This is a genomic window from Prochlorococcus sp. MIT2302 (assembly GCF_059772385.1).
In genome coordinates this window covers 120,646-142,266 of record NZ_CM186285.1, presented here as the reverse complement: position 1 = coordinate 142,266, position 21,621 = coordinate 120,646, and the positions used below count along the sequence as shown (strand labels likewise).

Sequence of the window (21,621 nt, the reverse complement as noted above, 5' to 3'; positions counted from 1 at the left end):
ATTAAATTTAGGTCATAAATAGTATTATGTGATGAAAAATTAAACATTCATAATTAAATGGTTAGGTTTTATCTTTTAATGCTTGATGATTTAGCAAGGCATCCATCAATCGAACTCCTCTAAGCTGGTTAACTAATGGCATATGACCGTTTGGTGCTTCAATGGACCAATTAAATGCTTTGGGATATCTAGTCCAAACCCCATCTTTTTTCCATCCTATTCGAGGCCAAAGTTTGTCATATCTTCCACCTACGGAATCTAGTATTCTTGCTTGAACTGTAAAACCAAATTTCCCTCTAGAATAGATTATCCACAATTTATTCAAAGTTGATAAATCAATTGTAGGTATTAATTCGACCTCAGAAAAATAAACATATCCTCTTTTTACTGCCTTTTCCCCTGCAAGCTCTCTAAGTTTTGAGCTTGTAAAACGGTCAGCATCCTCAAAACTTTCATTTAATAAATATTGCTGTAAAGGTGAATAATCAAACCCAACTTCTGAAGATGCTGTGAACCAAGAAAAATCCTCGCAATTAAGAGTATTTTTTATAAAATCCTTATCCGTTTTATGAATTAGTTGCAAAATAAAACCAGCAACCCAGTCACAGGCACAGGGATCGAATCTAGACATTAAAGACGATCCTAGGGAAAGAAGCTCCTCAACCCGTTCTTCTAAAACATTCAATAAGCCAAGCTGCTTCCTTTCTGAAGCCATTATGAAAGACTCCAAGAACTCCTCTATGCTTTCTTTATTTGGATGTGATTTTTCTTCAGTCATAATCTACTGCCGGCCTAAAATGACCTAAGCACTAATACTATGTCAGAGAAACCTACCAATTCAGGTTATCCCGTAACGGATTTTCGAAATTTAACCAGCCCAATAGTTGATGTAAGAAGTCCTAACGAATTTTCTCAAGGTCATTGGCCAGGCGCTATCAATATTCCTTTGTTTTCTGATTTGGAAAGAGAGACGATAGGGAAAAGCTATAAAAGAGAGAGTCGCTTAAAAGCAGTCCTTAATGGTTTAAAAGTGACACTCCCAAGTACTTCAAAACTACTGGACATAATGATAAAAACAATTTCAGAAAAGAAGGGGGGAGATAACTCATTAAGAATTTATTGCTGGAGAGGTGGAATGAGATCTGGAGCTTTTGCATGGCTTGCAAGAACAATTGGAATTAAGACCTATTTATTAGAAGGTGGATATAAAAGTTATAGGAAATGGGTTTTAAATCAGTTTGAGGCTGATTTACCAATAAGACTAATAGGAGGTAAAACAGGTACAAGAAAAACAGATTTACTCAATTACATCAATAAAGAAGATATACATGTCATTGATTTAGAAGGAATTGCCAATCATAGAGGAAGTAGTTTTGGTTCATTAGGGATGAAGAAGCAACCTACAACTCAACAATTTGAAAACATCCTCGCAGAGTCTCTTGATGAATTTCACAAAAATAACAAAGCTGTTGAGATATGGATAGAGGCTGAAAGTTCTAATTTAGGTAAATGTCGCATACCAAATATGTTGTATTTAAAAATGAAGAAAGCACCAATTCTTGAAATAATAAAAACTAAGAATGAGCGTATAGAAAATTTAGTCAATCTTTATAGTCAAAACTCTCAAAATGAATTAGAAGAAGCTGTAGAGAGAATACAAAAAAGATTAGGTCCACAAAGAACAAAAGAAGCACTACTTTCGATTAAGCGAAAAGAATGGCCAAAAGCCTGTGAAGCAATGCTGGATTATTACGATAGATGCTATGAATACGAACTTAAAAAAACAAAAAATATAGACTCTATTGATCTAAGCGGCCTAAGTTTAAAATCATCTTTAACTAAAATCTTAAAGATGAACCTCAATCCCTTATAGTTTCATACAAGAGGATATCTATCTATAGCATCTAAAGGAGAGATGAAAGAAATCCAAGAGACTGTTTCAATTCAATTTGTGAAAGGAGAAAGGGAAAAAGATCATCCTGAAATACGTATGTTCAGAGACTTGGATGGCAAAAAAGGTAAAGCGGTATATAAATTTTTCACCCCTAAAACAATCACACTAGAAAACTTCAAATCGATAAAAAAAATGTATTTAATTGATCAAGAAGGTGAGCTTCTAACAAAAAAAATTGATTTGTATATTTCAGGAAATTATATTAAAGAAGTAACATCAACATACAGCTGGAATACAGAAAAAGAATTTGAAAGATTCATGCGATTTTCTATAAGATATGCAAATTCATTGACTAATAATTAAACTCCAAAATTGAAACTAACTAACTTATTATCTTTTACATCTTTAATCATTTCTTTATTAATTTTATGGAGCTTAAGAGAAATAATTATACTATTTTTTGCTTCGATAGTTATAGCAATGGCGCTATGCACTATTACTGGCAAGATTCGTGAATTTTTTCATATACCAAGATGGATTTCTTTAGGAATAACACTAATATCTATAGTAATAATATCAAGTGTTTTAATAGTTTTAATAATACCTCAGTTCACCAGTGAATTTCAGGAGCTAATAAATCAGATACCATCAGCAGCAAGCAAGCTATGGGAGCTTATAATAAATTCATTTTTTAATTTTGCAGAAATCATATATAAAGATAGTATTCCAAACCTAACTGATAGGACATTATTATCGAATCAGTTTAGTATTATCCCAGACAGTGCAACCCTTGCCAGTGGTGTAACAGATAGCATTACAAAATTAATAAATTTAGCAAGTAATGTTGGCATAGGAATTATTCAACTATTATTTATAGTGTCTGTTGGATTAATGATAGCTTTACAGCCAAATTCATATAGAGAAGTTTCTATATTGTTAGTCCCTTCATTTTATAGAAGGCGAGCAAGAACAATTTTATCCACGTGTGGTAATGCCTTAAGTAGTTGGATGGCCGGTGTTGTACTTAGCTCAATATGTGTAGCGATACTTGCTTCTATTGGACTGTATTTATTGGGAATAAAATTAGTAATAGCTAATGCTTTAATCGCGGGTATTTTAAATGTTATCCCAAATGTAGGGCCAACAATTAGTACCATTTTCCCTCTTTCTGTTGCTTTACTAGATACCCCATGGAAATCATTTGCTGTTTTAGGCCTATACATCGTAATTCAAAATATTGAAAGCTATGTAATAACACCTTCAATAATGCACAAACAAGTTAAATTACTTCCTGGACTAACAATTACCGCGCAATTTATATTTACTATCCTTTTTGGCCCAATAGGTTTGTTATTAGCAATTCCAATGGCTGTTGTAATCCAAGTATTTGTGAAAGAAGTAATTGTTCATGACATTTTAGAAAGAAATTATCCTTCTAACTAAGCCTAAAAAAGATAGAAACGATTGTTATGCTTCCCAAATATCAGTCCCTAAAGAAATTTCTTTTACTGAATTTTCAGATACATTTCTTTTCTCAAATCCATCAATTCACACCACCTTGAGTTCAAAAGACATGCCTGTGATTGAATTTTAAGGACCTCGTCAATCAATATGATTTATTTTCAATCATTCCACTCGTTATAATGATTTATCCAAGTTTCTACAGTCATTTGCTTGGTTGATTATCTTGTTTTTATGTTGTTAGTCTTTCTTTTTTTTGCAAGCACAAATATATAATATTAATTATATAAAATTTAAAATTAATCTATTAATCCACTAAGAAATAATTCAAAATACTAATTGTTAACTAGTTAATTTTATTAATCATCAAATTCAGGCTTGGGTTTCTTTTTAACTTTACCTGAAAGCAATTGATGTAAAGCATCCAAGGAATTATATACCTCTTTAAGCTCTGATAACTCAGGCAACAAGCCGTATTGACCAAGCATTTGATCTAAGTCTCGAAGTTCCTGCCTGATATAACGCAAATGAGAACTAACTTCCTCTCTCTTACTAGTAGACATTATAAAATAGATTAAATTGCTTCAATATTTTATTTTAGCTTAAGATAAGTATGATAAGCGTCTGGATTTTTACAAAGTTTATAAAGTTCGACTAAATCAAAATTTTTCAAAAACACTTAATTATTTATAAAATAATGATTATGAAAAATTAACCAGAATCAACTTCTCTATATGCGAGCCCGATTAATTCAAAACACTTTTAAGAAAGCTTAATTCCTATTTTGTAAAAAAATAAGAACTATACTGGGCTATACCTAATAGATGGTTAAGAATATATACATGGATTATAAAAAAAGAAAAGAACTCAACCTGAGAATAGGCAATTTAATAATTGCAATATTCCTAGCTACTGTACCCACTGCCATAACTTATGGAACTCTGAGCATTCATGGACTTAATATTTGTAGAACCTTGAGCTCAAAAGTTACAAGCACTAGAGAGATCAAAGAAAGTTGTTATGAAGCTTCGTGGGCAACTACAAAAAGTTATATATTTTTAATTGGCTTTTTTATTACTTTACCTACTTGGATGTGGTTTTACCTATCAATGAAAAAAAGAGAAACTAGCTGAAAACAATAAATATGTACTCAAGATGACAAGAAACTAGAGAAAGGAAATTCAAAGAATTTGTCTTGCTTTGTTTTTTTCATAGTATCTTTCGTATTACTGAGCTCTTTATTCTGAGTTGTTTTCTTGTTGGACGTCAATGAGACAGGGTTTGATTTGTTAATAAAAACTTCATTAATGAGATAATCAGCTGAGAACCTTCCAGGTCCTAAGCAAATTATTGAGATAGCAGAAGAAAAATACAGAGCAAGTAGCTCTAATAAATAAATATTAAAACCTGAAGTAACTAAAGCATGATAGATGGCCACACTCATTGTACCTAAAATTGCAGTAGCCCCTAGCCTTGTACCAAGGCCAATTATCAATGACCAACTTCCAACGATCTCGGAAGCAGCAGCCAAGTAAGAAAGAGTAATAGGGAAAGGCAAGTGAAGAGGACGCACAAAAGCCTCAGCAAAATTATTTATATCATTTAATTTTTCAAATCCATGGTGGATAAGCAACGCACCAGTAAAAACTCTCAAAATAAGGATTGCCAAATCCTTAAATATGGTTTTATAGATGATGGAACTAAGCAATTTGACCTAAATTCACTAACATGAACTTTAATTGCAGACGCATGCAAAGTGTGGATACAAGGTGCGTCAAAGAGGATGATAAGTATTAATACTTATCGAACGGCTGATGTACTTGTGTCCAAAACCATAATAATTTGAGAACCAATGAACAAATTAATTCAGGATTGAAATTTTTAAAAAGTTTAAACAAAGAATTGTTTTATCAAGAGTTCAAAGTCTCTCAAGTAGAGTAAATAATTACCTTAAAAAGTATTAATACTCACAACAAGATTTCAAGTGGGGTATTAAAATTTTGAAAAATTTATAAGTACTCGTGAGCACATCTCTTCTTGCGGCTACAGCATCCATAGGAATTATAATAATTGCTATACCTGCTTTGATTGCTTCGCTTGGTTAAACTTATCGTATAAAATCAAATAACGTTTTTATTCATTTAACCGGAATTCCATTTCCTGCTACCCAAGCACTTGTCCAACAATGCTGAAAGTTAAAACCACCCGTAACACCATCAATATCTAACACCTCGCCTGCAAAAAATAAACCCTCACAAATTTTACTTTCCATGGTTTTAAAATTAATTTCATCAAGAGATACCCCACCAGCAGTTACAAATTCTTCTCCATAAGGACCACGACTATTTATTAAATAACTATTCATAATTAAACATTTTACTATCGAATATATTTGGCTTTTAGATAAATCTGCCCATTTTAATTTACTCTCAATGTTTAAGGTTAAAAGAAGTGATCTCCATAGGCTTCTTGGAAAATTATGAAATGGTTTATTATTAATTACCACCTTCTTACCATTTTCTAATTTATACAAATCAAGTTTTTTCCTAACCTGACTTTCACTCATACAAAGCCAATTTATTCTTAGTTCACCCTTATATTTATTTGAATATAAATTTCTAGCACTAAATGCAGAAAGGCGTAAAACGACAGGGCCACTAAAGCCTTTATGGGTAATAAGGATAGAACCTTTTTCAGCATACTTTTTATTGTTAACGGTAAGTTCAGCGTGAACATTTAAAGTTATGCCTGAACAAGAAGTTAATGATTTTTCAGAGGTTGATAATGAAAAAAGAGATGGCACAGGCTGAACAATTGAGTGACCAAGGCTTAAAGCCAGTCTACGCCCACTGGGATGGCTCCCAGTACAAATTAAAATATTTTTAGCCTCAAAGTAATTATCACCTTTAACTAATAAATTAAAACAATTTTTTTTTTTTGTTATTTTCTTCACATGAGAATTAGTAATTATCTTTACGCCAGATTTTTTTGCAACAGCTTTTAAACATTTTATTACGTCTTCAGAAGAATCAGAACGAGGAAATACACGTCCATCCTTCTCTATCTTAAGACTAAGTCCTTTTTTTTGAAACCAATCAAATGCTTCGACTGTAGAAAATCTATTAAACAAGCCTATAAGTTGTTTTTCCCCTCTAGGATAATTATTTACCAAATTATAAATATCCCAACATGAGTTCGTTAAATTACATCTACCTCCACCACTAATTCTAACTTTCTCAAGAACTTTTGAGGTACCTTCTAGTACAACAACAGAACCAATGCCGTTATTAATAGCTGTAATTGCTCCCATAAAGCCAGAAGCACCACCACCAATAATGACAAGATCTGATACGTCCAAGCGATAGACTCCAGTAAATTATAGTTTAAATAAATAATATACATTTTATTTAAATTATAAAAGAAGTTGACTTCATTTAAATTAAACAGAAGATTTTACCAACAAACACATTGTCTTGATACGCAGTTGAAATCTTAATTCAGTTCTTTTTTGTTGTATCTTTTCAAAAAATTAAAAAATATGGCTGGCCCTAAAAGAGATGAAGCAAAATCTATTCTCTCGTATGTAAGACAAGAGCTTAGATACATGGATGAAGACCTGAGGAACGATGGTCTACTTCCTGAGTTATCATCCCTAAGATCAGTATACGAGCAACTTTCAACTTTACTAGAGCTTTCAGACGGTAGGAGAAAAAAGAAAGAGAAGCCTGAATTTCCTGAAGACAAAAAACTTTAAAAAGCCAAACAAATTAATAAATTCAGAAATCCATTGCTTGACCATAAAAACTTAAAAAATATATTCACCTCTTTTTTGTTTTTCCATATAAGTGACCCTGGTAGACTATTCTAATAATGAAAGTACTAACTATATAGCTCAAACATAAAAATACCTATTTTTTGTTGAACTAATGCCAAAAAATCATACAACCTCTAGTGGTGAATCTAATCTTCTAAACCCTATGAGTGGGTTTACTATTTGGGAAAAAGGAGAGATGGCATTTACAGCGCTAAGAAGAATTAATGAGCATAAAGCTAATAATGAACTGGAAAAAGCCCAAATAATGATAGATGAATGGATTTTATAAAAAATAATAAGTAAAAATAAATAAGATATTTTAAATTCACGGATAAGTAAAGTAAATCAAATTTTTTGTACTAAATAAATGTAATCTCCCTTCATAAAAAAAGGAATGGCTATCTTCCCTAAAGAATTATAATGAGATGATAACTATAATTTAATAATAAAAAACTTTTTAAGTGAAAAATAATCTAAATAGATCATCTTTCAACTATAGGGATCATTATGAATTGATATCAGACAAAGATTTCATTATTTGACCAAGAGAAAACTATATTCAATAGGTATTTCAACAGTTTCAGCAGTTCATTATGTTTCAAAAAATATTCAAAATAAATAATAAGAATAATCTAAAATTATTGATAAAATTAAGCCGATTAAAAAAAGAAAACAGGAAGGTATTCTAAAGAGTGCAGAGATCAACAAAAATCACGCATAAATCAAATCAATGGATTAGAAAGTAGTTGTATTAGTTCTTCTAAGGATCACCCAAAAAGTTTTTTTTATAAGAAATTTTAAATATAAACATGACAACAACAACTCGCCCAAAATCAAACTCATCGAGTCTCCTTGAAGAAGCATTAAATCAGCCTCCAATTGGAGAGACAGCTAATTTCGCATGGAATGCAACTCCACTAGGAATTGCAGCGATTTATAAAGGAATTTCTCCTTCAAAACCTCCATATGAGCTAGCAATTAAAGAAGGGGAGGAATTATCTATGGATTTAAGTCGTGAAGAAAGAGAATTTCATCTCACCCAAAAAGGACTTGCGCTTATTTTCTATTCTTAGAAGTAAATCAAAAATTTATCAAATCATATCTAAAAATGTTGCACTCAAAAGCTCAGTTATCTTCAACTGATGAGTCTATGACCCATTCTTCAGGCAATCCAAGCAGAACAAGAGCTTTATCCTCCCAATCTGTATCGATTGACCAATCGTAAGGGACTTCAAAAGACAACTTTATCTCATTTTTATTTTTAATGTATGTTTTACTTTTAGGGAAAGCTTTGTTAGCAATATTTTGTTCATGTATGTACAAATCGTCTGAATTAACGTATTCAACATAACCTAAGCTCTTTATGTTCTCTTCAAATTTCAGTTCCAGTCTTACATTAAAGCAATGAGCCTGATCCCAGTCAGAATAGTGAGAAAAATATTTGTCCCAAGAATTTGACATTCAAAAAACACAGACTCCAAACTAGACTACAAGATAAAAACTGATATGAATCAGAAATTTAAATAGAACTATTAAATATTCAAAGTGCTTGAATTAGACAGTAGATATAGAAAACTATAAATTATTAGTTGGTGAAGGTTAGAAAATTAAAATCATTGAGTACCCATGTACCTAAAGTAAGCAATCCAAATCCAGCAATGAACATCATCAATGCAACAGCCTTATAGCGAGTAGCCTCGGAGCCTCTCCGTAATAAAAAGGTCTCAGCTGCAAAAGAATTTGTTTGAGGAACGATCTTTTGTACTTGTTTTTTTCGTGATGAAAACATTTTTTCATATCGCCTTCTATTAAATTAATGGAATTTTGCTTCGACCGCGAAGAGTGTCTGAACTTAAAAAAAATACAAGGCAATTAAAAGAGGTAATGGGTATTACAAGAACAACCATAAAGACTTAGATAAATTCGACAATAAATAAAAAAACGCAGGTACACTCATATTGAAATAACTAAAGGAAGCATCGAAATCAACTGTTGTCAAAGAAAAAATATTATCTAACAACAAAAAGATAAGAGTAATGAAAAAGACAAAAGGATTTATTACTTTGAATCAATAATACAATTTTTTAAAAAATCTAAGAGAAAAAGATCTCTTCATCCAATCAAAGGACTTAATACAAAAATAAAAGGAAATATATAATTTGAACAACGAGAACAATAGGAAAAGATAAATTTTTTTAATAAATGAAAATGACCAACATATTTTTGTGTTTTTAAGTTATTATTACGATTTATTTAGAAAATTATTATTTAATGTTTTAAGCTGATCATCCGAAAGAATCATAGTTTCAATTATTGGATAGATCATATTCTGTTCATAGATTAATAATATATCTTTCACTACGCTGTTGGCAAAGTCTAATGATTCTAAGAATTCATTAGAACAATATACTCCTTTCCATGGCCTGTACTTAAATCTAGCTAGAAATTGCTTTGAAGGAATTAAAATACTCCCAAAAAACTTAATATTTGAATTATTAAATTTATTTTTAATAGTATTATTTATAATATTTTTTAATATTTTAATTCTGCTTTGTAGAAGATTATGATCTGTACCAAATTGGATCCAAACTGAGCCCACTAAACCGGATTCAAGTTTCTTTTCCAGTCTAATAATCTCTTCTTCAAACAAAAAGGCAGGCAAATAAGGATTAAATGCTACTCCAATAGATAAGTCTTTAGTATGAGATACTGGATTATCCTTAAGAAAGGATAAAGCAGAAACAGAATCTAAAGTCGACCTTTTTTGAGAACCAGATACAAGAAGTATTTGGTTACAGCCCAAATATTTTACAATCTGTAGAAATTTAATAAACGAATCCTGAGTATTTTGTCTATTTCTTCTGAATTCATGGAGAATACTAAAATGAGGGACAATATCAACATTCGGAAACTCTTCTTTTGCTATTTTAATGGACTTTAATAGAAAATCTTTTTTTAAATTGTTTTTACAAGGTATATTAATTTTATTCAGATTATTTCTTTGATAAAAAGATAAAATTCGGCGAAGTTCATCAAATGATTTAAAAGATATTTCTGTCCTTATATTATTAAAGTTAGATAATATATCATTCATTCGCTGTACATGCAAATAGATAGTTTTGTACAATTTAACATAATTATTAAAAAAAGTGGATTAAATCTTGATTAATTAGTAAGTGTATATTTAAGATGTACTTAATTAGTTGAAATATTATTAATAGATTTTTAAAATTCAACCACATCTAGAGAGCTGGCATGGATATCATTGAAAAGTAAGATTGAGTAGTCAGAGCAGCCATTTCTCATAGTCGAGATTTGAAGGGAACAGAAAAATGCAAAGAAAAAATACTTGAATATAATTCCAGAAAGTGCAAGGTAAATTCTTTATCATTTTATAAATTGACGAAAAAAAATAGGTACTTGGAAATGAATAGTGTTTTTTTCATTTATCCATGAAATTTGAAGGATCTAAATTATTTATCTATTTTTGTTGATTTATTTATTAAATAAGTCTTTATCATTCTCAGAAAAACGTTGCTTGGCATCTTTCAACAATAAAATAGACAAATCATTTACATTGTAAATAAAATTCTTTTGATTAAGGTAAATTTTATTTATTAATTCCTTAATTTCTAAATTAAATGTTGAATTAGACAACAAAATAATTGATGTCCACGAGGAAATTACAGCTGAAAATATGATACATAGCTTGAAAAATTTGTTTAACGTATATAGCAATTTTAAAACCCATAAAATAAACAAATTGATAATAACTAGTAAATAGAAGAATGTAAAATCTTAATTTTGTTTCATGCTGTCATGGTCGTTTTGCAATCAAATTCAACCCAATTGGAATCAATCAATTGCTGCCATGTCTTTTGAGAGTCCTGTTTTGTGACCTTTCTTCTGCTTTTAAACTTCATCGGTTTTCCGTTTGGAACAACTCCCCACATATCTATAGTGAAATCTGTAGTATTAATTTCCTTTTCATTTGATCCCTTTTTAAAATCAAAATGAATGGCCCATTTATTGTGAGGATCTATGAGCCAACCAATAGGAGCTTCTAAGTTTTCTACTTTTGCCATCAAAAAATAAAGTCTTATTTGTGTTTTTAAATAAAAAAATAGGTTTCGTCAAGCCTCAGAATCTAAAGTGAAGATGAAGAAGTAAAAAAATAAATATTTAAAAAGGTTGTAAAATAGATATAATAATCTTTAGGATCAACATAATAAGATGTCCTCCGAAGCTGGCAGCCCCCAATGTAGAGGTTTGATAGAAGCTAAAGAAAGCCTTCTAAAAGCAATGAACTCACTTGGAGCGATAGAGAAGACAGAGCAAATACAACAAACATTACGTGATATCTATAATGAACTGGAAATACTCCATGAATCTAGAAGGAGAAAAGAATCGAACAATCTTAATTGAATAGGTGGCTATATATATTCCAATAATTAATTGAAGAACATCCTTATAGAAAGAATTTATAATTTTTTCATGGATACAATATTGATGTATTTTAGACTAGATACTATTAATAAATCTAATTAGAAATACCTTGAATTAAATAAACATAAAATTAGTATTAAACAATTAAACAAAAGCAAATGTGAGATGTAGCTGATAAAATATCTAAAATCTAAATATAAATGTCAAATCAAGACCTTAAAATATGCAAATTAGAAGATCTTGATAAATTGAGATCAGCCCCTACATTAAATAAAAAACAATCAACAAAACTTCTTAATGAACTTAGGAATCTTGTTAAAAAATCAAATTGGATAACTATCGGAATTATGGCACCTTCGTTACAACAAGGACTTAATGCAATTAGAAGCTTAGAAGAAAAATTTAAATACAAAGCTATGAAATGCATCACATTACCAAATTCTGAAGGGCCAGTCTTCTTAAAAGCGAATCAAAAAACAGGTGAAATTCACGCAAGAATTGAATATGGATTGGGAGAAGGGATATTAATTAGCTGTCAATATGATGATAATTTATTGAGTTCAAAAACTATTGGTCCCTTTCCATTAGATTTCTTTGAATAAAAAAATTATAATTAATCAGTCAGAATACAATGTGAATACTTCAAAGAATTGAATCTAAAAACAAACAAAAATAGATTCCTGACAAAAGAAATGCTATTGTAATTATGATAATTCAAAAATAATTTTTTATACATTACAAAGCACTAAAATTCAATGCTAAGTTAATGAAGCAAATGTTTTGCCACTTAAAACCTATTGGAGAAGGTTTAATAGAATCTTTTTTCAGTATAAATGGATAAAGAAAGAGTAAAATTCTATCAGTCTGGTGATGGCTCTTATTTTTATTCCGCTGATGATGCCTCCAAATGGGATCTTCTTGACAGGATTGGGCAACTAAATCTATTACACGTATTAAAAAAAGAATGGGAACCTGAGGAAACAAGTCAAAGTAAATTGAGGAAAGTACTTCAAGAAATAAATATCGATGAGTTCGAGGATTTCATGGCAGATATACTAGGAATATGCGAGTCATTCGAAGAAATGGTATATGAATTCGAGGGCAATATAAATCTAAGTCCCGAATATTTAGAAAGGTTTTACCCAGAAGAAAAAGAAAGTCTAGAGAAGTTAAAAAAGCAGATAAAAGAACACAAAGAATGGAAGGAAAAGCATCAAGCTTCATATCCATTTCTTACTAGAAAACTATTAGAGAAGCATGAAAAAGACAATAACGAAAATAATTCTTAACTTTTTATAAATAGATAATCCACTCTTAAACAACAACTAGCAAGTTAGTCTTTAAATAGCATTACAGGATTGATTTAACGATTTTATATTTTAATATTATTTAATAACTCATGAAATAACCATACACTGGTACATGTTAGCTAAGATTTGGCCTTCAATAAGTCACTTTATTTCCTATATTTACTCTTTAAAATTAACTTCAAAACCTGATTAATATATTTAAGCTTCAAAGCAAAAGCAGTGAGCCAATAAGACAGCATTTAGAACACTTCTTTAAACATAACAGTTGAACACTAATATCTCCTGCATAAGCTGGCTATTAATCATTTCAGAATTAACGGAGAAAATCGGGCTTTCTTGAAAATACAATTAAATTCTCGATACGCACAAAATTTCTGCTGCAAAAAAAAAGAACTTTGATGAAAATCATAATCAAGTGATTTTACCTACACGATCAGCAAAAAAATCTATTATGATCTTTACAAATGTTTACACAAGTTTCTTTCTTCTTTAACTCATCGTACTTGAGATTATTTACGACTTCTTTCCCACAAGCAAATTCCTTTTTGAATGGAATTTTTTAGGCAAGATTTCAAATCTAATCTAAAAGCATCAAATTTACATAAAACTATGACTTCTACCAATCCAAAATCTACAAGTTTGATTAACAGAGAAGATGTAAATGAAATGATCGAAAGCGCCATAAGAAGGCATAACAGAAGATCTACTATTATTTCGGCAATATTAGGTTGGATTCTTATTGGTGGATACTCATTTGGCTTGTTTCACGTAGTTCAGAACATTTAACCTTACACAGTTTATTAAGGTCTACTATAGCAACAATATCTATTTAAATACATTAATTAAGTGAATATGCCAAAAAGATTTTAATGATTTATTCCTAGTTTTATTATTTATAAAAAAATCATATGAAGAATATTCTGAAGTAAATTCTTACCCAATACGGCTCCATTTATCTTGATAAGGTAGTTGATAATCTTCCTTATTCATTGGGATCCAACTCCAATCGGTGCATATAGATATTTGATAACCAATTACGTACAAAGCTAGACTTGCATTCAATAGATTGATATGTGAAATAGGTGTATCCATGATCTATAAATTTGTCATACAATTATAGCCATAACAATTTAATAATTAAACTACCAATCAAAAAAGTGGCCATTAACGTATTAATTATTATGAATTAATAATTAACTATTTAAATATTCAATTGTATTTAATTAAGACTAGAAATTTAATATTCCCGAAATAAGTATTTACTTACTATTGATAATTGGAACTGTAGGATGATCATATGGATCATCATTCAAAATAGGTGCACATACTTGACGACAAGACTTTCCTTGCTCATCCTCAATACAAACTTCTAAACATTCAAAATATCTGTCTTGTGCCGTTTTCATATTTTTTAATCAGAAGTAACTAAGAATACTATTGAACGATTAAATTTCTCGATAAGTTAACAAAACTTCTTTAGGTAAATGCACTTATCAACTTTCTTTTAAGTGAAATAATATCTCTGAAGATCTGTTATTAGCATCACATGCTAATGCACATTCTGTTAATTCCTTGTTAGCAAGAAGTTGAATTATTCTAGTCATATCAATAGAAGATAATTCTCCATCAGGACTCCACTTAAGCGTAGTTTTTCTTTGAATGGGTTTGGTCATTTCACTTAAATGAAACTAAGTTATATTTGCATAGTTTTTAAAATCCTAATATTTTTTTAGATTTTTTTTATTTTTCAAATAAAAAAAATCTAAAAATAATGATCACGTATAAAACACTAAGTTGGTTTTTATGTGAAAGATTTTAGTTTAATAATTATCTTAAATAGGAATGGTCTTTAATTAAAAAAGTGTTTGCCTAATTTTGAACCAAAAAAATGCTGGAAACCCCAGATACAAAAAATTGTATCTGAATTGAGGAAAAAAGATAAATTGTTAACTAGACTATGAAGAACTTAGTTCAGAGATTTGAGATTTTTCACTCTGATATTTGTGTGTTTTAACTTTTAGGTCTTTAATAAAGAACTTAGCAAATTGTTGAGTTTGTTTTTTTTGCATCGAAGATAAACTCAATAGAAGTTTTTTAAACTAAATAATAGTAATAGTTTTAAACAATATAGCGAAAAGAAGTGAATACCGTGTGTGAAAACCGAACAAAGATATATTAGTGATTTGATTTATTTTTTACCTCTAAGCTTTATGGACTTCTTATAAACCTTTACAAGGGTAGAAAAAAATAAATTAAGAGTCGAAAAATATAATATATACAATTTAAATCAGTCTAATAAAAAAATTTAATCTTATCGTTTAATTTTAGTTGGTAGATCTTGTCCAATTTTTTTTAACCTTAGTTTTTTTATCGCCTCTAAGTACAAAAAGCATTAGCAGTGGCGCAATTCCCATCAATGGTACTACGAGATTCATAGCATAGTTATGGGTATCTTCCATTTTAAAATATTAATAATAATAAATTCTAGTAAAGTTTTAAAATGTGTTAATGCGTAGAAATCCTCATTAGGGTTAACAAACCATTTAAATACAGTGCAATAAATTTAGATTTTAAAAATCAATGATATTCCTGTTTTTTATATTTTTGTAGATAGAATAAAATAACTGATTTTTGCGTAATAGAAATGAGCATTAATTCTTTTAATATTAACTATTTATCTCCTACAGGATTTATTGGTTTTTGGATCTTATTCATAGGATTAATCTTTACAGGTTTTTTGTTTTATTTTGTCTTCTTTAGGCTTAATGAAGATGAAGATTCATACAAGGATAAGGAAAGGGAAAAACTAGAAATAGAAAATCAAAGACAAAGGATAGCTAGGCTTTACCCAAAATAAAATACTATCAATTGAAATATATTAAGCCATAAAGTTTAGCCCTGTTTAAACAAAATAGATTAATATTGAGAACCTAAAACTACATAATTAACTTTTAAATTTTTGATCTCTTTTTAAAAGGTTATAAGGCTTAAATCTCATGAAAAGTCGAAAAGAGCTCAAAAGATGAGAAATAAGTTTTAAAGCAGACTGATCAAGCTTCTATTACATCTCGTTTTTCTTCTGAAGATTTTGGTTTTTTGGGCTAATAAAAAGAGATAATGGGATGATAAAAATAAGGCTTCTGATTAATGGGAGGCTATTTTGATTAAATCTATGGCTTCGAATCAAGGAAACACTGGTATTGGTATGAATGAAAAATCACCATTTTCATCAGCCGAGAAGCAGGTTCCCGCAGCTTTAACAATGATGGTCGACTCAATGACGAGCATGGTAGAAAGAGCAAAAATTGATTTAGAGAATGCTGATCAACGAGCCAGAGCCGATCTGGAAAACATAGATCAAAGGGCAAGAAAAGACGTTGCACTTCTCGATCAAAGAGCAAGAGAGGATATACAAAAAGTTGATCAAAAAGCCAGAAGGGACATTGCCATTCTTGATAAAAGGGCACGAGAAGATCATGAGTTACTTAGAAAGGTTCGCCAAGCTAAAGGATTGGCCTCTTGATATCAATTGTTCATATTGTCCCAAACGCAAGATAAAAAATAAAAAATATTTTTGTACATTTGATTAATTTTTTACTAATAACATTTGGACTAGGGCAGGGGAAATAAAACCTAATTTTAATTAAAAAAAAACATAAGGAGCAAACATCATATAGAGCTAAATCGATGAAGGAGAAAAGGGGCTCAGACTAAAGAATGACTTATGCCTTTATTGATCAATCTTTTATGTATTGGATCGCTTCAATCTGTCTGTTGATCAATTCTGTTACTGAAAGTAAATACTTGGTAATGCAAATAGACCTGCAGTTTGGTAGTGCACCCAGGTATACCGATAACGTTAAGTTACCATTATCGCTGTGATAACAGTTGATTAAGGGTTAGTACCGCTTTGCCGTAAAGCCCAAGAAGCATCGACCTGGAAGAACCAGAGGGGGAATCAAAGTGAGGCTTCGTTTCCAGAACTAGCTGGTATACGTCGCTTTCACGACAGCGTCCCCAAATCGAAAGAGAGTCAGATCAGAGCACTTTAGAAGGCTTTTACCAACAAAGCAGTACTGGAACAATCTAAACCAAATCTCATCAAGAAGAAGGCCATATTGATCTTATGGTTTTTAAAACATCTAATGCTTCTTTTTTTCTAGACAAGGCATCTTTATGATTCAAGAGATAAGTAACGTGTCCAAGCTTCCTTCCTTTTTTTTCTTCTTCTTTTTCATACCAATGAAGATAAACACCAGGAATAGCCCTTAAATTATTCAACCTCTGAGCTAATGTCATTGGATAGTCAGCTTGCAAACCAAGCAAGTTTGCCATTAAGGCGCCATTAACAAGCATTTCAGGCGTAGGCACATCAATACCAGAAGTGACACATATTTGCTGATCAAACTGGCTGCTAGAACAAGCATCTATCGAAAAATGACCTGAGTTATGAGTCCTCGGTGCTATTTCATTTACAAGTAATCCTTCAGATCCATAGAAAAATTCAATAGCAAGAACTCCAACATAATCCAACTCAGCCAACAAGGAAGATACGATATTTTTCACCATAAGATCAACGTCATGATTTATATCTGCTGGAGCTAGGACCCAGTCACATACTTGTTTAGATTGGTATGTCTCTACGATTGGCAAACTCCGAACAATTCCTTTTGAATCCCTACTAGAAACAATTGATAATTCTTTATCGAAAGAGACCCATTTTTCTAGCATCCATTGCTCCTCCTTATGAACCAGAAAAAATTCTTGAAGTTGTTTTAAATTTTTAATAATTTTAGTTCCTTTCCCGTCATATCCGCCTTTGGCAGCTTTTGCCATCACTGGAAATTCCCAATCGGAAGGGATTTCCAGTTTCGATGATTTTTCTAAAGGTATAGGAAACCAATCAGGACAGGGAATATCAAGACTGTTTAACAACTCTCTTTGAGTTATTTTATTTATTAAAGGTTTTATTGATTGAAGTCTGGGGACAAAAGAAACTCCATTATTTTGAAGAGAAAGTAAACTTGGTATATCAATCCACTCATTTTCAAAAGTAATCAAGCGAGTCTTTTCCGCAAGAAGTTTTGTACCCTCTGCATTAGTAGGATTAAGAAGAACTACTTGATTTGTCTTTTTGGCAGCAGGATCAGTTTTAGCTGCCGTCTGAACAACGACATCAACATCTCTTCTTTTTCCAGCCTCAACAAGAAGCATTGCCAATTGTCCTCCACCCACAACCCCAATCATTAGTTCAAGACCTCATTTTTAAAGCTTTGTGCATTTGTAGACAAACATCAAAAATTTCGTACTATCAAAAACAAATAAGTACGATTTTTGATTTTAATAAAAACATCCTTTATTCACAACCTAAAGAATATTCCACTGTGTGATTATTATGATCCCGAAATAAATACTTAACGCATACGAACATATATCATTGATTTATGAATTATGTTCATCAACTATAAAGTTACTTCCATCTTTTGGTGGTTTAGCCTAAATAAGTCATCAAAAAAGAATCTTACATCCTTACAATTGTGAATAAAGACAACCTCCATATAAAAGTCACTTTAACTAGCAACCCATACGAGATAGTTATAGGAAAAAATAGTCTTGAATGCATAGGAGATGAGCTGCGTAAAATTGGTTTTAATGATGGGCTAAAAATATTAGTCGTTTCTAATCAGGAAGTCTCAGATCATTACAGTGATTGCATAATTAAAAGTCTAATTAAAAATAAATTCAAACCAAGACTTTTAATATTAAAAGCAGGCGAAGAGCAAAAAAATCAACTTTCTATAGATTTAATCCACGATACAGCTTATGAAGCCAGGTTAGAGAGAGGATCATTAATGATTGCGCTTGGAGGTGGTGTAATTGGAGACATGACTGGATTTGCAGCTGCTACTTGGTTGCGTGGAATACATGTAGTCCAAATCCCTACAACTTTACTTGCCATGGTTGATGCATCAATTGGCGGTAAAACAGGCATAAATCATTCAAAGGGTAAAAATCTTATAGGTGCTTTTCATCAACCTAAATTGGTGTTGATAGACCCCAAGACATTATTTACTCTCCCAGCCAGAGAATTCAAAGCAGGTATGGCCGAAATAATAAAGTACGGAATCATATCAGACCTAGAACTATTCGAACTTCTAGAGAAGGAAGACAATATATCTGATCTTTCAAGAATAAATGAGAGGCTGCTAATAGAGATAATTAAGCGTTCTGCAAAATCCAAGGCAGAAATTGTTGTAAAAGATGAAAAGGAAAGTGGAGTTAGAGCATTCTTAAATTATGGACATACATTTGGCCACGTAATAGAAAATCTATGTGGTTATGGGAAATGGCTTCATGGTGAGGCTGTAGCAATGGGAATGGTTGCAGTGGGTCAACTAGCTCTTCAAAGGGGACTATGGGAAAAGATTGACGCAAACAGGCAAAAAAGATTAATAGAGAAAGTAGGTTTACCAACAAAGTGGCCTGGGCTTGAACTAGAAAGTGTTCTAAGTTCACTTCAAGGAGATAAGAAAGTCAAAAACGGCAAAGTGAGTTTCGTTATGCCCTTAAAAATTGGTGAAGTAAGTTTATTTAATGATATCTCTAATCAAGAAATACATGAATGCTTGCAAAACCTTAGTTAATTGGCTCTACAAGAAAACGATTACTTAAAGTCAGATTATAACTATTCTCCTTTTGGAAAGCTAACCACCTAAATTCCCCCAGTCCCGTTGGATCAACGAGCCTCAACAATGACTCCCTTCGATTTAAAGCGGCCGATAAATCTTGACTACTCATATTTTGAAGAGAAAAAAGAAATTTTGAAAGTCCTAATGCCAATAGGGCCTGTCCCTGCCTAGTCTCACCCATAAACTTCCATCCGTTGGTCATGGCATAATTAATAGTTGATTCAATACATAAATGAGCTGTTAAATCACTTAAACCAGGGTCTTTCAAAATATCTGAATTTGCTTTTTGATTCCTGTAAGAAATAAGAGTACCGTCCTTTCTAATTGCGCTGTAATATCGCCTCGATTCCATCGCATAATCGACAACTAGTAAAGAGCCATTGATTAATATCTTAGACAATCTTTCAAACAAATTCGGCAAATCACAATGCCATTCAGTAATCCATCTGTCACAAATACCCTTTGGTGGGAACTCAATATTTAAAAGACTTTTCGAATTCTGCAAAAATTTCATAATTTCTGAAGTCGGTCTGAGGTCAACAAACTCCAAAAAATATTCATCATTTACTTTTCTCAAAGAAACTCCTTGTCTAAATACATTATTTTCGGTAAAGACTAATCTCTCTACTGGTAAAGCATCTAAAACCTCATTTGCAATAACTACACCTGTCACTGGCCTTAAGATAAGATCTTCTATGTTGCTCCAGCGAAGATTAATTCCCTCTAAGTTATTAACTACTTTTTCTTGTCGTTCTTTCATACCTAAATTTAATTCAATTAAAACAAGCTCAATTCTACTGATTAAAGCAGGTGAAATTTCAGCAATAGCGACTATTAAATCTCTTGATAAAGTTCCTTCTCCTGGTCCAATCTCAACAAGAGAAAGTAATTCGACTTTGGTTTCTGATTTTTCTAAATCTAAAAACCAATCAACAATTTGAATAGCCAATAAACGTGCAAAATCATTACCCAATGATGGTGAGGTGCAAAAATCTCCATCCCTTCCAATATTCAATCTCCCAGTTGAATAAAATCCATTTTCAGGATCATTTAAAACTAAATCCATATATTTGTGGAAACTTATTGAGCCACCACAATCAACAATCCGTTCGATCAACCACTTTGGGCATCTCGCAGTCGGGTCAATCATGATGGAGAATATGTTTAAAGAGAATTAAGCACATGCTAAAAAAATCATTTAAGAAAGTCATAATTTTCTGCCTGGGACTAGTGATAATGTTTTCAATGGGAGAAGGCACATTTGCTTACGATAATCCTGAACTCTTACCAAAAGAACAAACACCAATAATCGATCTTGCAAAGGCTCTCAGTAAGAAACAAAGATTAGATTTAGAAAACTCACTTAATACTTATGAACAAGAAACTGGATGGAAAATAAGAGTTTTGTCGCAATATGAACAAACTCCTGGCTTGGCTGTCAAAGACTATTGGGATCTTGATGAGACAAGCTTACTCATAATTGCCGACCCTAGAGGAGGGAATTTGCTTAGTTTTAATGTTGGCGATGCATATTTTGCTCTAATGCCCAGAATTTTTTGGGTAGAACTACAAACAAGATTTGGAAACCAATTTTATGTAAGAGATAACGGTGAGGATGGGGCAATATTAGCTTCAATTAAAGCAGTAGAAACCTGTTTAGATCGTGGTGGTTGCGAAGTGGTACCTGGCTTACCTCAGGAACAATGGCAATGGACATTGTTAACCTCTCTATTAGGTGGAATCATTGCAGGTTTCGCTGCTTCTCCAAGAAAAAGTGATGAATCATTTTCATTAGGCTGGCTATTGCTCCTCTCACCTCTTTGGATAATGCTATTTGGAATTTTTGGCATTGCTCCTGTAGTAACAAGAACTAATGATGTTTTGCCTTTAATAAGAAATATTCTGGGATTTATAGGTTCTGCTGTTGGTGCATATTTGATTGCAGAAAAAAAATTTAAAGATCCTGATTTAAATGAGCAAATTAAATGAAAATCGTTAGCCACAATT

Annotated in this window: 28 protein-coding genes and 1 other RNA gene; 15 read left to right on the top strand and 14 right to left on the bottom strand. The window is 31.3% G+C overall.

Features of this window, described 5'->3' with window-relative positions; genetic code table 11:
- Positions 1-61: 61 nt before the first annotated feature.
- On the bottom strand, positions 62-778 hold the full coding sequence (locus AC6EI2_RS00735) for a GUN4 domain-containing protein (RefSeq protein ID WP_498462530.1): 717 nt from the start codon (positions 776-778) through the stop codon (positions 62-64).
- Between the two features lie 39 nt (positions 779-817).
- Here AC6EI2_RS00735 and mnmH point away from each other — a divergent pair, with 39 nt between their 5' ends.
- Genes mnmH through AC6EI2_RS00720 form a run of 3 tightly spaced genes read left to right on the top strand, consistent with a single transcriptional unit; the run spans position 818 to position 3,337 of the window.
- Positions 818-1,873, top strand: coding sequence for a tRNA 2-selenouridine(34) synthase MnmH (gene mnmH, locus AC6EI2_RS00730; RefSeq protein WP_498462529.1), 1,056 nt, complete (start codon positions 818-820; stop codon positions 1,871-1,873).
- Positions 1,874-1,915: 42 nt separating this feature from the next.
- Positions 1,916-2,257 carry a photosystem II reaction center protein Psb28 gene (gene psb28, locus AC6EI2_RS00725; RefSeq protein WP_498462528.1) on the top strand — a complete coding sequence of 114 codons (342 nt, stop codon included), beginning with the start codon at positions 1,916-1,918 and terminating at the stop codon, positions 2,255-2,257.
- 9 nt (positions 2,258-2,266) lie between these two features.
- Positions 2,267-3,337: an AI-2E family transporter gene (locus AC6EI2_RS00720; RefSeq protein WP_498462527.1), complete on the top strand. Its 1,071-nt coding sequence runs from the start codon at positions 2,267-2,269 to the stop codon at positions 3,335-3,337.
- Between the two features lie 377 nt (positions 3,338-3,714).
- Here the strand turns inward: AC6EI2_RS00720 and AC6EI2_RS00715 are convergent, their stop codons facing one another.
- Complete coding sequence (locus AC6EI2_RS00715; RefSeq protein WP_011293667.1) at positions 3,715-3,918, bottom strand: DUF8635 family protein; 204 nt, start codon at positions 3,916-3,918, stop codon at positions 3,715-3,717.
- A gap of 279 nt (positions 3,919-4,197) precedes the next feature.
- Here AC6EI2_RS00715 and AC6EI2_RS00710 point away from each other — a divergent pair, with 279 nt between their 5' ends.
- A complete protein-coding gene (locus tag AC6EI2_RS00710; RefSeq protein WP_498462526.1) occupies positions 4,198-4,488 on the top strand; it encodes a hypothetical protein in 291 nt (96 codons plus the stop codon).
- Between the two features lie 17 nt (positions 4,489-4,505).
- On the opposite strand, the gene AC6EI2_RS00705 is transcribed toward AC6EI2_RS00710, so the two are convergent.
- Positions 4,506-5,063, bottom strand: a complete 558-nt coding sequence (locus AC6EI2_RS00705) for a DoxX family protein (protein WP_498462525.1) — start codon at positions 5,061-5,063, stop codon at positions 4,506-4,508.
- 429 nt (positions 5,064-5,492) lie between these two features.
- Entirely contained in the window at positions 5,493-6,713 is a 1,221-nt protein-coding gene (locus AC6EI2_RS00700; RefSeq protein ID WP_498462524.1) for a BaiN/RdsA family NAD(P)/FAD-dependent oxidoreductase, read from the bottom strand.
- A gap of 180 nt (positions 6,714-6,893) precedes the next feature.
- Between AC6EI2_RS00700 and AC6EI2_RS00695 the strand changes: the two genes are divergently transcribed.
- From AC6EI2_RS00695 to AC6EI2_RS00685, 3 genes are all read left to right on the top strand, one after another.
- Positions 6,894-7,109 (top strand): DUF8635 family protein, encoded by a 216-nt coding sequence (locus AC6EI2_RS00695; protein ID WP_498462523.1) that lies wholly within the window; start codon positions 6,894-6,896, stop codon positions 7,107-7,109.
- A gap of 172 nt (positions 7,110-7,281) precedes the next feature.
- A complete protein-coding gene (locus tag AC6EI2_RS00690) occupies positions 7,282-7,458 on the top strand; it encodes a hypothetical protein (RefSeq protein ID WP_498462522.1) in 177 nt (58 codons plus the stop codon).
- Between the two features lie 520 nt (positions 7,459-7,978).
- Positions 7,979-8,242: a DUF8674 family protein gene (locus tag AC6EI2_RS00685; protein WP_498462521.1), complete on the top strand. Its 264-nt coding sequence runs from the start codon at positions 7,979-7,981 to the stop codon at positions 8,240-8,242.
- Between the two features lie 52 nt (positions 8,243-8,294).
- Here the strand turns inward: AC6EI2_RS00685 and AC6EI2_RS00680 are convergent, their stop codons facing one another.
- From AC6EI2_RS00680 to AC6EI2_RS00665, 4 genes are all read right to left on the bottom strand, one after another.
- Positions 8,295-8,630 (bottom strand): hypothetical protein, encoded by a 336-nt coding sequence (locus AC6EI2_RS00680; RefSeq protein WP_498462520.1) that lies wholly within the window; start codon positions 8,628-8,630, stop codon positions 8,295-8,297.
- Between the two features lie 124 nt (positions 8,631-8,754).
- A complete protein-coding gene (locus AC6EI2_RS00675; RefSeq protein ID WP_498462519.1) occupies positions 8,755-8,958 on the bottom strand; it encodes a hypothetical protein in 204 nt (67 codons plus the stop codon).
- A 453-nt stretch (positions 8,959-9,411) separates the two neighbouring features.
- A complete protein-coding gene (locus tag AC6EI2_RS00670; protein WP_498462518.1) occupies positions 9,412-10,263 on the bottom strand; it encodes a hypothetical protein in 852 nt (283 codons plus the stop codon).
- Positions 10,264-10,978: 715 nt separating this feature from the next.
- The gene (locus AC6EI2_RS00665) at positions 10,979-11,254 is read right to left on the bottom strand and encodes a DUF1651 domain-containing protein (RefSeq protein WP_498462517.1); all 276 of its coding nucleotides are present in this window, start codon (positions 11,252-11,254) and stop codon (positions 10,979-10,981) included.
- A 148-nt stretch (positions 11,255-11,402) separates the two neighbouring features.
- Here AC6EI2_RS00665 and AC6EI2_RS00660 point away from each other — a divergent pair, with 148 nt between their 5' ends.
- The 4 genes from AC6EI2_RS00660 to AC6EI2_RS00645 all read left to right on the top strand — a co-directional run bounded on the left by AC6EI2_RS00660 (position 11,403) and on the right by AC6EI2_RS00645 (position 13,711).
- Positions 11,403-11,594: a hypothetical protein gene (locus tag AC6EI2_RS00660; protein WP_498462516.1), complete on the top strand. Its 192-nt coding sequence runs from the start codon at positions 11,403-11,405 to the stop codon at positions 11,592-11,594.
- Positions 11,595-11,815: 221 nt separating this feature from the next.
- A complete protein-coding gene (locus AC6EI2_RS00655; RefSeq protein WP_498462515.1) occupies positions 11,816-12,217 on the top strand; it encodes a DUF1824 family protein in 402 nt (133 codons plus the stop codon).
- A 231-nt stretch (positions 12,218-12,448) separates the two neighbouring features.
- Positions 12,449-12,904: a hypothetical protein gene (locus AC6EI2_RS00650; protein ID WP_498462514.1), complete on the top strand. Its 456-nt coding sequence runs from the start codon at positions 12,449-12,451 to the stop codon at positions 12,902-12,904.
- Between the two features lie 630 nt (positions 12,905-13,534).
- Positions 13,535-13,711, top strand: a complete 177-nt coding sequence (locus AC6EI2_RS00645; RefSeq protein ID WP_498462513.1) for a hypothetical protein — start codon at positions 13,535-13,537, stop codon at positions 13,709-13,711.
- A gap of 147 nt (positions 13,712-13,858) precedes the next feature.
- Here the strand turns inward: AC6EI2_RS00645 and AC6EI2_RS00640 are convergent, their stop codons facing one another.
- From AC6EI2_RS00640 to AC6EI2_RS00630, 3 genes are all read right to left on the bottom strand, one after another.
- The gene (locus tag AC6EI2_RS00640) at positions 13,859-14,017 is read right to left on the bottom strand and encodes a hypothetical protein (RefSeq protein WP_498462512.1); all 159 of its coding nucleotides are present in this window, start codon (positions 14,015-14,017) and stop codon (positions 13,859-13,861) included.
- 167 nt (positions 14,018-14,184) lie between these two features.
- On the bottom strand, positions 14,185-14,331 hold the full coding sequence (locus tag AC6EI2_RS00635) for a hypothetical protein (RefSeq protein WP_498462511.1): 147 nt from the start codon (positions 14,329-14,331) through the stop codon (positions 14,185-14,187).
- A gap of 87 nt (positions 14,332-14,418) precedes the next feature.
- Positions 14,419-14,598 carry a DUF8633 family putative protein gene (locus AC6EI2_RS00630; protein ID WP_498462510.1) on the bottom strand — a complete coding sequence of 60 codons (180 nt, stop codon included), beginning with the start codon at positions 14,596-14,598 and terminating at the stop codon, positions 14,419-14,421.
- Between the two features lie 971 nt (positions 14,599-15,569).
- On the opposite strand from AC6EI2_RS00630, the gene AC6EI2_RS00625 reads away from it, so the two are divergent.
- Both AC6EI2_RS00625 and AC6EI2_RS00620 read left to right on the top strand, forming a co-directional pair.
- Complete coding sequence (locus AC6EI2_RS00625) at positions 15,570-15,782, top strand: hypothetical protein (protein WP_498462509.1); 213 nt, start codon at positions 15,570-15,572, stop codon at positions 15,780-15,782.
- A gap of 315 nt (positions 15,783-16,097) precedes the next feature.
- Complete coding sequence (locus AC6EI2_RS00620; protein WP_498462508.1) at positions 16,098-16,448, top strand: hypothetical protein; 351 nt, start codon at positions 16,098-16,100, stop codon at positions 16,446-16,448.
- 375 nt (positions 16,449-16,823) lie between these two features.
- On the opposite strand, the gene ssrS is transcribed toward AC6EI2_RS00620, so the two are convergent.
- Together ssrS and AC6EI2_RS00610 are read right to left on the bottom strand one after the other, a co-directional pair.
- A non-coding RNA gene (gene ssrS / locus AC6EI2_RS00615) (6S RNA) lies at positions 16,824-17,005 on the bottom strand.
- A 21-nt stretch (positions 17,006-17,026) separates the two neighbouring features.
- The gene (locus tag AC6EI2_RS00610) at positions 17,027-18,172 is read right to left on the bottom strand and encodes a 5-(carboxyamino)imidazole ribonucleotide synthase (protein WP_498462507.1); all 1,146 of its coding nucleotides are present in this window, start codon (positions 18,170-18,172) and stop codon (positions 17,027-17,029) included.
- A 290-nt stretch (positions 18,173-18,462) separates the two neighbouring features.
- On the opposite strand from AC6EI2_RS00610, the gene aroB reads away from it, so the two are divergent.
- On the top strand, positions 18,463-19,569 hold the full coding sequence (gene aroB, locus AC6EI2_RS00605) for a 3-dehydroquinate synthase (protein ID WP_498462506.1): 1,107 nt from the start codon (positions 18,463-18,465) through the stop codon (positions 19,567-19,569).
- Here the strand turns inward: aroB and AC6EI2_RS00600 are convergent.
- Positions 19,562-20,764, bottom strand: a complete 1,203-nt coding sequence (locus AC6EI2_RS00600; protein ID WP_498462505.1) for a class I SAM-dependent methyltransferase — start codon at positions 20,762-20,764, stop codon at positions 19,562-19,564. The two genes, aroB and AC6EI2_RS00600, sit on opposite strands and share 8 nt — an antisense overlap.
- 86 nt (positions 20,765-20,850) lie before the next feature.
- Here AC6EI2_RS00600 and AC6EI2_RS00595 point away from each other — a divergent pair, with 86 nt between their 5' ends.
- Entirely contained in the window at positions 20,851-21,603 is a 753-nt protein-coding gene (locus AC6EI2_RS00595; RefSeq protein WP_498463506.1) for a TPM domain-containing protein, read from the top strand.
- The last annotated feature ends 18 nt before the right edge of the window (positions 21,604-21,621 follow it).

Excerpts from the sequence above, each read along its gene's own strand:
- AC6EI2_RS00735 (WP_498462530.1), bottom strand. The coding sequence starts at position 778 with ATGACTGAAGAAAAATCACATCCAAATAAAGAAAGCATAGAGGAGTTC.
- mnmH (WP_498462529.1), top strand. The coding sequence starts at position 818 with ATGTCAGAGAAACCTACCAATTCAGGTTATCCCGTAACGGATTTTCGA.
- psb28 (WP_498462528.1), top strand. The coding sequence starts at position 1,916 with ATGAAAGAAATCCAAGAGACTGTTTCAATTCAATTTGTGAAAGGAGAA.
- AC6EI2_RS00715 (WP_011293667.1), bottom strand. The coding sequence starts at position 3,918 with ATGTCTACTAGTAAGAGAGAGGAAGTTAGTTCTCATTTGCGTTATATC.
- AC6EI2_RS00710 (WP_498462526.1), top strand. The coding sequence starts at position 4,198 with ATGGATTATAAAAAAAGAAAAGAACTCAACCTGAGAATAGGCAATTTA.
- AC6EI2_RS00695 (WP_498462523.1), top strand. The coding sequence starts at position 6,894 with ATGGCTGGCCCTAAAAGAGATGAAGCAAAATCTATTCTCTCGTATGTA.
- AC6EI2_RS00690 (WP_498462522.1), top strand. The coding sequence starts at position 7,282 with ATGCCAAAAAATCATACAACCTCTAGTGGTGAATCTAATCTTCTAAAC.
- AC6EI2_RS00685 (WP_498462521.1), top strand. The coding sequence starts at position 7,979 with ATGACAACAACAACTCGCCCAAAATCAAACTCATCGAGTCTCCTTGAA.
- AC6EI2_RS00680 (WP_498462520.1), bottom strand. The coding sequence starts at position 8,630 with ATGTCAAATTCTTGGGACAAATATTTTTCTCACTATTCTGACTGGGAT.
- AC6EI2_RS00675 (WP_498462519.1), bottom strand. The coding sequence starts at position 8,958 with ATGTTTTCATCACGAAAAAAACAAGTACAAAAGATCGTTCCTCAAACA.
- AC6EI2_RS00670 (WP_498462518.1), bottom strand. The coding sequence starts at position 10,263 with ATGAATGATATATTATCTAACTTTAATAATATAAGGACAGAAATATCT.
- AC6EI2_RS00665 (WP_498462517.1), bottom strand. The coding sequence starts at position 11,254 with ATGGCAAAAGTAGAAAACTTAGAAGCTCCTATTGGTTGGCTCATAGAT.
- AC6EI2_RS00660 (WP_498462516.1), top strand. The coding sequence starts at position 11,403 with ATGTCCTCCGAAGCTGGCAGCCCCCAATGTAGAGGTTTGATAGAAGCT.
- AC6EI2_RS00655 (WP_498462515.1), top strand. The coding sequence starts at position 11,816 with ATGTCAAATCAAGACCTTAAAATATGCAAATTAGAAGATCTTGATAAA.
- AC6EI2_RS00650 (WP_498462514.1), top strand. The coding sequence starts at position 12,449 with ATGGATAAAGAAAGAGTAAAATTCTATCAGTCTGGTGATGGCTCTTAT.
- AC6EI2_RS00645 (WP_498462513.1), top strand. The coding sequence starts at position 13,535 with ATGACTTCTACCAATCCAAAATCTACAAGTTTGATTAACAGAGAAGAT.
- AC6EI2_RS00640 (WP_498462512.1), bottom strand. The coding sequence starts at position 14,017 with ATGGATACACCTATTTCACATATCAATCTATTGAATGCAAGTCTAGCT.
- AC6EI2_RS00635 (WP_498462511.1), bottom strand. The coding sequence starts at position 14,331 with ATGAAAACGGCACAAGACAGATATTTTGAATGTTTAGAAGTTTGTATT.
- AC6EI2_RS00630 (WP_498462510.1), bottom strand. The coding sequence starts at position 14,598 with ATGACCAAACCCATTCAAAGAAAAACTACGCTTAAGTGGAGTCCTGAT.
- AC6EI2_RS00625 (WP_498462509.1), top strand. The coding sequence starts at position 15,570 with ATGAGCATTAATTCTTTTAATATTAACTATTTATCTCCTACAGGATTT.
- AC6EI2_RS00620 (WP_498462508.1), top strand. The coding sequence starts at position 16,098 with ATGGCTTCGAATCAAGGAAACACTGGTATTGGTATGAATGAAAAATCA.
- AC6EI2_RS00610 (WP_498462507.1), bottom strand. The coding sequence starts at position 18,172 with ATGATTGGGGTTGTGGGTGGAGGACAATTGGCAATGCTTCTTGTTGAG.
- AC6EI2_RS00600 (WP_498462505.1), bottom strand. The coding sequence starts at position 20,764 with ATGATTGACCCGACTGCGAGATGCCCAAAGTGGTTGATCGAACGGATT.
- AC6EI2_RS00595 (WP_498463506.1), top strand. The coding sequence starts at position 20,851 with ATGTTTTCAATGGGAGAAGGCACATTTGCTTACGATAATCCTGAACTC.